Origin of the sequence: Nonomuraea turkmeniaca (assembly GCF_005889735.1) — a bacterium.
Lineage (GTDB): Bacteria > Actinomycetota > Actinomycetes > Streptosporangiales > Streptosporangiaceae > Nonomuraea > Nonomuraea turkmeniaca.
The window spans coordinates 1-7,916 of the sequence record NZ_VCKY01000359.1 but is presented as its reverse complement, the minus strand read 5'-3'; the positions used below and the strand labels follow the sequence as shown (position 1 = coordinate 7,916).

The 7,916-nt window shown below is 73.8% G+C and carries 4 protein-coding genes; 2 read left to right on the top strand and 2 right to left on the bottom strand.

Annotation, left to right across the window (positions count from 1 at the left end; translation table 11 throughout):
• Positions 1-770: phosphopantetheine-binding protein (locus tag ETD86_RS50970; protein ID WP_138673826.1), on the top strand; the 770-nt coding region annotated here is incomplete at its 5' end.
• Complete coding sequence (locus ETD86_RS50965) at positions 767-6,088, top strand: non-ribosomal peptide synthetase/MFS transporter (RefSeq protein ID WP_138673825.1); 5,322 nt, start codon at positions 767-769, stop codon at positions 6,086-6,088. The genes ETD86_RS50970 and ETD86_RS50965, both read left to right, overlap by 4 nt.
• A 332-nt stretch (positions 6,089-6,420) precedes the next feature.
• Here the strand turns inward: ETD86_RS50965 and ETD86_RS50960 are convergent, their stop codons facing one another.
• On the bottom strand, positions 6,421-7,095 hold the full coding sequence (locus ETD86_RS50960; protein ID WP_138673824.1) for a response regulator transcription factor: 675 nt from the start codon (positions 7,093-7,095) through the stop codon (positions 6,421-6,423).
• 20 nt (positions 7,096-7,115) lie between these two features.
• Positions 7,116-7,916, bottom strand: an 801-nt coding sequence (locus tag ETD86_RS50955; RefSeq protein ID WP_211370851.1) for a S1C family serine protease, incomplete at its 5' end; no start/stop codon positions are given.

Here is a 7,916-nt window from a genome sequence, read left to right as displayed (position 1 = left end):
ATAAGAGACAGGGCGTGGGCCGGGGCTACCGCGGCCTTTCCTCATCGGCGTTCGCCGACGATCCGACGGTGCCGGGGGAGCGCCGCTACCGCACCGGCGACCTGGCCCGCTGGCGTCCCGATGGCACGCTCGACTTCCTCGGCCGCCGCGACCAGCAGGTGAAGATCCGCGGTCACCGGATCGAGCTCGGCGAGATCGAGGCGGCGCTGCGGGAGAGCGTGCCGGACGCCGTGGTCGCCGTCCACGACGAGCATCTCGTCGGCTACCTGATCGGCCCGGCGGACGGCACGGCGGACGGCACGGCGGACGGCACGGCGGACGGCACGGCGGGCGGCACGGCGGAACGTGCGGGGGTTGACGTCGGGGCGGTGGAGGCCGCGTTGCGGGAGCGGTTGCCCGACTACATGGTGCCGCGCCAGTGGATGACGCTCGGCACGCTGCCCACCACCTCGTCCGGCAAGGTCGACAGGGCCGCGCTGCCCAAACCGGACCACGCGGCCGCCCGCACCCTGGTCCCGCCGGCCAGCGAGGCCGAGTTGCTGATCGCCGACGTCTGGCAGGCGGTGCTCGGGCTGGACGCGGTCGGCGTGGATGACGACTTCTTCGCGCTCGGCGGCCATTCGCTGGCGGCCATGCTGGTCGCCGCCCGCCTCAAGGAGGCGCTGGCCATGGAGGTGCCGGTGCGGCTGCTGTTCGAGCGGCCGGTGCTGGCGGTGTTCGCTTCGGCGGTCGAGGAGCTGCTGGTGGCGGAGCTGGAGGCCGGTCGATGACCGAGACGCGGCAGAGCCTGCAGGACCGGCTTGCGGTACGGCTGGCCGCCGCCCGCAAGGCCGCCGCCCGTACCGTGCCGGGCATCCCCGCCAGGGCGGACGGCTCGCCCGCGGCGCCGTCGCCCGCGCAGGCGCGGTTGTGGTTCCTGGACCAGCTCGCCGAGCCGGGCGACCGCGGCGCGTACAACGTCCCGACGGCCGTCCGGCTGCGCGGCCCGCTGGACACGGCCGCGATGCTGGCCGCCGTGCGCGAGCTGGCCGAGCGGCACGAGGTGCTGCGTACGCTCGTCGACCAGGACGGCACTGTCGTCGTCGGCGCCGACCTGGTGCCGATCACGGTCGAGGACCTGGACGACCCGGAGCGAGTGGAGCGGGAGGCGTACCGGCCGTTCGCGCTGGACGCCGAGCCGCCGGCCAGAGCCGTGCTCTACCGGCTGGATGACGACGAGCACGTGCTGCTGCTGACCGTGCACCACATCGCCTTCGACGCCTGGTCCAGGGACGTGGCGATCGCCGAGCTGGCCGCTCTCTACGCGGCCGGGCTCGGCCTGGGGGAGCGCCCGCCCGCACCGCGCGTGCAGTACGCCGACTACGCGCAGTGGCTCGCCGGGCAGCCGGCGGGCGACGTGACCTGGTGGACCGACCGGCTGACCGGCCTCGAACCCGTGCTCGACCTGCCGGCGGACCACCCGCGCCCGGCCGTCGCCGACTGGGCGGGCGGCGAGGTGCCGGTCAGCCTCGGCCCCGAGCTGGCCGCCAGGGTGCGGGCGGCGGCCGCGGAGATCGGGGGCACGCCGTTCATGGTGCTGCTGGCCGCCTGGCAGGAGCTGCTGGGCCGGGTCTCGGGCACCGACGACGTGCCGGTGGGCGTCCTGGAGGCGGGCCGCCTGCATCCGGACACGGAGAAGATGCTGGGCTGCTTCGTCAACACGCTCGTCATGCGGGGCGACCGGTCGGGCGACCCGACGGGCCGCGAGTTGCTCACGCGGGCACGTGACACCGCGCTGGAGGCGTTCGGGCACCGGGAGACGCAGTTCGAGCGTGTGGTGGAGGTGCTGCACCCCGAGCGGAACCTGGCCACCACGCCGATCTTCCAGGCGGTGCTGAACGTCCTGGACACCCGGCCGGAACCGCCGCGCTTCCCCGGATTGACGGCCGAGGTGTTCGAGCCGCCGCTGCGGACGGTCAAGTACGACCTCAACCTGGCGCTGGCCAAGTCCCGCGACGGCTACGAGGGCTCGCTGGCCTACCGCGCCGACCTGTTCGACCCGGCCACGGCGCGCAGGATGGCCGGCTGGTACGTGACCTTGCTGGACGGCCTGCTCGCCGACCTCGACCGCCCGGCCGGCGCGGTGCCGCTGGAGCCGGTCACCGGCCCGCTGGTCGCCGGGCCGCGCCGGGACTTCGACCTGTCCAGGCCGCTGCACGCCTGGTTCGAGGACTGGGCGGCCCGCACGCCCGACGCCGTCGCGGTGGCGGACCCGGCGGGGACCATGACGTACGCGGAGGCCGACCGGCAGGCCAACCGGATCGCGCGCCGGCTGCTCGCGGCCGGCGTCGGCGCCGACGACGTGGTGGGCGTGCTCGCCGAACGGCACGCGCCTCTGGTCCCCGCGATCCTGGGCGTGCTCAAGGCCGGCGCCGCGTACATGCCGCTCGAACCGGCATATCCGGACGACCGGCTGGCGTACATGGTGTCCCGCGGTGCGCGCCTGGTGCTGGCCGAACGGGCGCTGGCCGGGCGGCTGCCGGGCGCGCTGGTCCTGGAGGACGTGCTGGCCGAGGACCTGCCGGACACCTCGCCGGGCGTGCCCGTCGCACCGGACCACCTGGCCCACGTCCTGTTCACGTCCGGGTCGACCGGGCGGCCGAAGGGCGCGGCGGTGGAGCACCGGGCCGTCCTGCACTACCTGCGCGCGGTGGCCGAGCGCATCGACGCGGGCTCCGGCGCGTACGCCTCCTGGGGCGTGGTCTCCACGATGGCCTCGGACCTGGTGATGACCTGCCTGTTCGGCGCGTTACTCAACGGCGCCACCGTGCACCTGGTGGACCAGGACACCGCCACCGACCCCGACGCGTACACCGCCTACCTCGCCGCCCACCCGGTCGAAGTGATCAAGATGGTGCCCAGCCACCTCGAACTGCTGGCGGCCCACGGCGATCTGGCCCGGATGTTGCCGGCCGAGCTGCTCATCCTGGCCGGCGAGGCGACCTCTTGGGAGCTGGCCGAGCGGATCAGGGCCGCACGGCCGGGCCTGGAGCTGCAGATCCACTGCGGCCCCACGGAAGCCACGGTGTCGGCGCTGAGCTGCACAGCGCCGGAGACGCCCACGGGTTCGGCGAATGTCCCCCTGGGCCGGCCTCTGGCGAACGTGGACTGCTACGTGGTGGACCCGGCCGGCCGCCCGCTGCCCGCCGGCGTGCCGGGCGACCTATGGATCAGCGGCCCCAGCCTGGCACGCGGCTATCTCGGCCGCCCCGACCTGACCGCCGAGCGTTTCGTGCCCGACCCGGTCACCGGCACGACCCGCTGCTACCGCACCGGCGACCGGGTACGGCTCAACGCCGACGGCATGGTCGAGTTCCTGGGGCGGGTCGACGACCAGGTCAAGATCCGCGGGTTCCGGGTGGAGCTGGGCGAGGTGAAGGCCGCGCTGCACGACCAGCCGGGCGTGCTGGAGGCGGCGGTGCTGCCGATCGGCGAGGCGCACAACCGCCGCCTGGCGGCCTGGATCGCGCCCGCCACCGTTGACCTCGCGGCGATCCGCGCCGGTCTGCGGGAGCGGCTGCCCGAGTACATGGTGCCGCCCGCCATCGTCGTCCTCGACACGCTGCCGCTCACTCCGCTCGGCAAGGTGGACCGGGCGGCGCTGCCGATGCCGGAGGCGGCCGCGGCGGCCGACCGCATCCCCCCGAGCACGCCGTCCGAGGTGCGGATCGCCGCGATCTGGGCGAACGTGCTCGGCACCGACGACCTAGGCGTGGACGACGACTTCTTCGCCCTGGGCGGCGACTCGTTCATGGCGGTACGCGCGGTCAGGGAGATCGATCCGGCGCTGCGCGTCATCGACCTGTTCACCCGGCCGACGATCCGCGAGCTGGCCGCCCATCTGGACGCCGGCGACGGGTCCGAGCCCGGGCTGCTGCACCGGCTGGCCGGGCCCGCGGTCGCGAGCCGTACCGTGTTGTGCGTGCCTTACGGCGGCGGCTCGGCCGCCGCCTACGGGCCGCTCGCCAGCGAGCTGGCGGCCCGCCATCCCGGCACCGCGGTGCTGGCCGTCGAGCTGCCCGGCCACGACCCGGCCCGGCCGGACGAGCCGATGCTCACGCTGCCGGAGCTGGTGGACCGGGTCGCGGCCGAGGTGACAACGCTGAGCACCGGGCCTGTCGCGCTCTACGGCCACTGCGTGGGCTCGGCCGCCGCCACGGAGCTGGCGCTGCGCCTGGAGGAGTCGGGCGTGCCCGTCGCCGGGCTGTTCGTCGGCGGCAGTTTCCCCGACGCCCGCCTGCCCGGCCGGATCTCCGCCTGGTGGAATCGGAGGTTCCCGGCCAACAGGTGGTCCTCCGACCGGTCGCAACGCGACTTCCTGCGCACGCTCGGCGCGCTCGACGAGGACACCGGCGACACCACGATCATGCTGCGCGGCCTGCGGCACGACGTGGAGGAGGCGCAGGCCTGGTTCAGCGGCGAGCTGGCCGCCGCGGGCGCGCGCAAGCTGGCCGCGCCGGTGCTCTGCGTGATCGGCGAGCGCGACCGCTCTACCGAGCTCTACCAGGAGCGTTACCGCGAGTGGGGCGCGTTCGCCGACCGGGTGGAGCTGGCCACGATCCCGCGGGCGGGCCACTACTTCCTCAAGCATCAGGCGCCGCGGCTGGCCGAGCTGATCGACGCTCACCTCGGCGACTGGGCCGCGGGCCGGCTGCCCGAGCCGGTCGCCGAGGTGGAGGTGGTCGGCGACCGTGCCCACGCGGACCTGCGCCGCTTCTACACCGTCGCGGTCGGCCAGACCGCCTCGTTGCTGGGCAGCGCGCTGACCGCGTTCGCCCTGGGCGTGTGGGCGTACCAGGAGAGCGGGCGGGTGTCGGACTACGCGCTGGTCTCGATGCTGGCCACGCTGCCGTCGCTGCTGGCCTCGCCGCTCGGCGGGGCCGTGGCGGACCGGGTGGACCGCCGGCTGGTGATGCTGGCCTGCGACGCGGTGTCCGCCGTCGCGACCGCCGCGCTGGTGGCCTTGCTGATCGCCGGGCGGCTCGAGGTCTGGCAGGTCGGCGCCATCTCGGGCGTGTTGTCGCTGGTCACCGCCTTCCACCGGCCCGCGTACCTGGCGGCGGTGGCCCAGCTCGTGCCCAAGCCGTACCTCATGCAGGCCAACGCGGTCGCCAACGTCGGCACCGGGCTCGGCATGCTGATAGCCCCGCTGGCCGGGGCGGCGCTCATCACCATGATCGGCGTGCACGGGGTGGCGGCGGTGAACATCGTCACCTTCGTCGTCGGCCTGTCGACGCTGCTGCTGGTGCGTTTCCCCGATCGGCTGTTCCACCGGTTGGAGGAGACGTTCACGCAGGCCGTGGCTGGCGGCTGGCGGTTCCTCGTCCGGCGGCGGCCGCTGATGATCATGATCGGTTTCTTCGTCGTGGAGAACTACCTCGGCATGCTCGCCCTGGCGATCACCGTGCCCACCGTGCTGTCGTTCGGCGACGTGGCGGCCGTCGGCACGGTGACGGCGGCCCAGGGGCTGGGCGCGGTGCTCGGGGCGCTGGTGATGGTGTTCTGGGGCGGCACGGAGCGGCGGGCGATCGGCATGGTCGGGTTCGTCAGCGGCTTCGGCTTCGGCATCCTGCTGATCGGGCTCCGTCCGTCGGTCGCCCTGGCGGCCTTCGGCGGACTGCTGTCGTGGTTGTTCCTCAGCATCCTCAACGCGCACTGGTTGTCGATCATCCAGCTCAAGGTGGGGCTGGAGCTGCAGGGCCGGGTGCTGGCCACCAACCAGATGCTGGCGGTGTCCATGACGCCGCTGGCCTTCCTGACCGCGCCGCCGCTGTCCGACCTGTTCGGCCCGCTGCTGGAGCCCGGCGGGGCGCTGGCCGGGACCGTCGTCGGCGACCTCGTCGGCGTCGGCCCCGCGCGGGGCGTCGGGTTGCTGCTCGCCGTGACGGGCGCGCTGCTGGTGGTGTGGGGTGCTCTGGGGCTCTGGTATCGGCCGCTGCGGCGGATGGAGGACGACCTGCCGGACGCGGTGGCGGGCGCCGAGATCGCCGACGACCTCGACAGCGTGCAGGAGGCGGCGGACAGGGAACTGGCCCGCGTCCACACCTGACCCCGTCCACCGATCCCGTCCACCGATCCCGTCCACCGATCCCGTCCACGTCGTCCGTGACCATGACAGCGTCGCGTGAGCGAACTGTGAGGCCGTTCTCCGACCATCGGATCGATCCGAGATGGGGAGGACGAAATGGGCGAAGACGTGGTCAGGACAGCGATCGCCGGCATGGGGTCGGCCGCTTCACGGCCCAGGCCGGTGAGGCGGCGATCCGTGAAGTGATCGCGGACGCCGGGTTCACCCGGTTCCGGCGGGCCGCGAAGACCGTGTTCAACGTGGTCTACGAGATCCGGTTGTAGGACGGGGGCGGCACCGCCCGACCATCGCGGTCAGATCGCCGGGTCGAGGCGGTAGCCGGCGCCGCGGACGGTTTGGATGTTGTCGCGGCCGAACGGGCGGTCCACCTTGTCACGCAGGTAGCGGACGTACACGTCGACCACGTTCGACCCGCCGTCGTAGGCGAAGTCCCACACGTGCTCGATCAGATGGGTGCGGCTGAGCACCTCGCCGGGCCGCCGCATGAACTCCTGCAGCAGCGCGAACTCCTTCGGCGACAACGTGATCGCCGACTCGCCGCGCCGCACCACGTGGCTGACCGGGTCCAGGGAGAGATCCCCCACCTGGAGCACGGCCGGCCGCTCGTGCGGGTCGCGGCGGGTCAGCGCCCGCAGCCGGGCGAACAGCTCCGACAACGCGAACGGCTTGGTGAGGTAGTCGTCGGCGCCCGAGTCCAGGCCGCGTACGCGGTCTGTCACGGCGTTGCGCGCGGTGAGCATGAGCACCGGGGCCCAGCGGCCCGCCGCGCGCATCCGCCGGCACACCTCGAACCCGTCAGGAGCGGGGATCATCGCGTCGAGCACGACGGCGTCGTAGTCGTTCTCCGTGACGCTCCACAGCGCGTCCTCGCCGTTGCCCGCGGCATCCACGGCGTAGCCCTCGCGGCGCAGTCCGCGGACCAGCATGCGGGACATGCCGGGATCGTCCTCCACGACGAGCACCCTCATGATTCCACCCTAGACGTCCGTCAGGCGAGCAGGTCGTCGATCGTGCGGCGGGCGCCGTTGATCGCGATGGAGAAGCCGATGTTCTGCGCGTCGCCGGCGGCGGCCGTGTTGATGCCGACGATACGCCCGGACGCGTCCACGAGCGGGCCGCCGCTGTTGCCGGGGTTGATGGCCGCGTCGGTCTGGATCACGTGCTGCAGCTGCGCCCCCGCGTCGGTCTGCACGGTACGGTCCAGCGCGGACACGATGCCCTCGGTCACCGTCGGGCCGCCGGGCAGGGCCAGGGCGTTGCCGATCGCGATGACGGGGTCGCCGACCTTCAACGTCGAGGAGTCCCCGAGCGGCGCGACCGGCAGGTCGCCGGCGTTCACCCGCAACACGGCCAGGTCGGCCGCCGGGTCGCTGCGCAGCACCTTCGCCGTCAACGTGCGCCCGTCCCGCAGCGTGACCCTGATGGCCTGCGCGCCCTCGACGACGTGGTTGTTCGTCGCGATGAGGCCGTCGGCCGCGATCACGAACCCCGTGCCGGTGCCCTGCTCGGCGACCGGCTGCATGAGCGCGTTCACCCCGACCGAGCGGGTGCGGACCGTGACGATCGACGGCTCGATCCTGGCCAGGATGGCGGGCGCGTTCACCGCGGCCCCGGAGACCGCGGGGACGACGGCGGGGGCCCCGGCGGGCGCGTTCGCCTGGGCGACCTCGCGACCGCCCAGGTATCCGCCGGCGCCGGCGGCGGCCACCGCGGCGACGATGGCGACGGAGGCGGCCAGCACCCGGCCGCCGGTCCGCCGCGCCCGGTGGGTGGGGACGTGCGGGGTGGG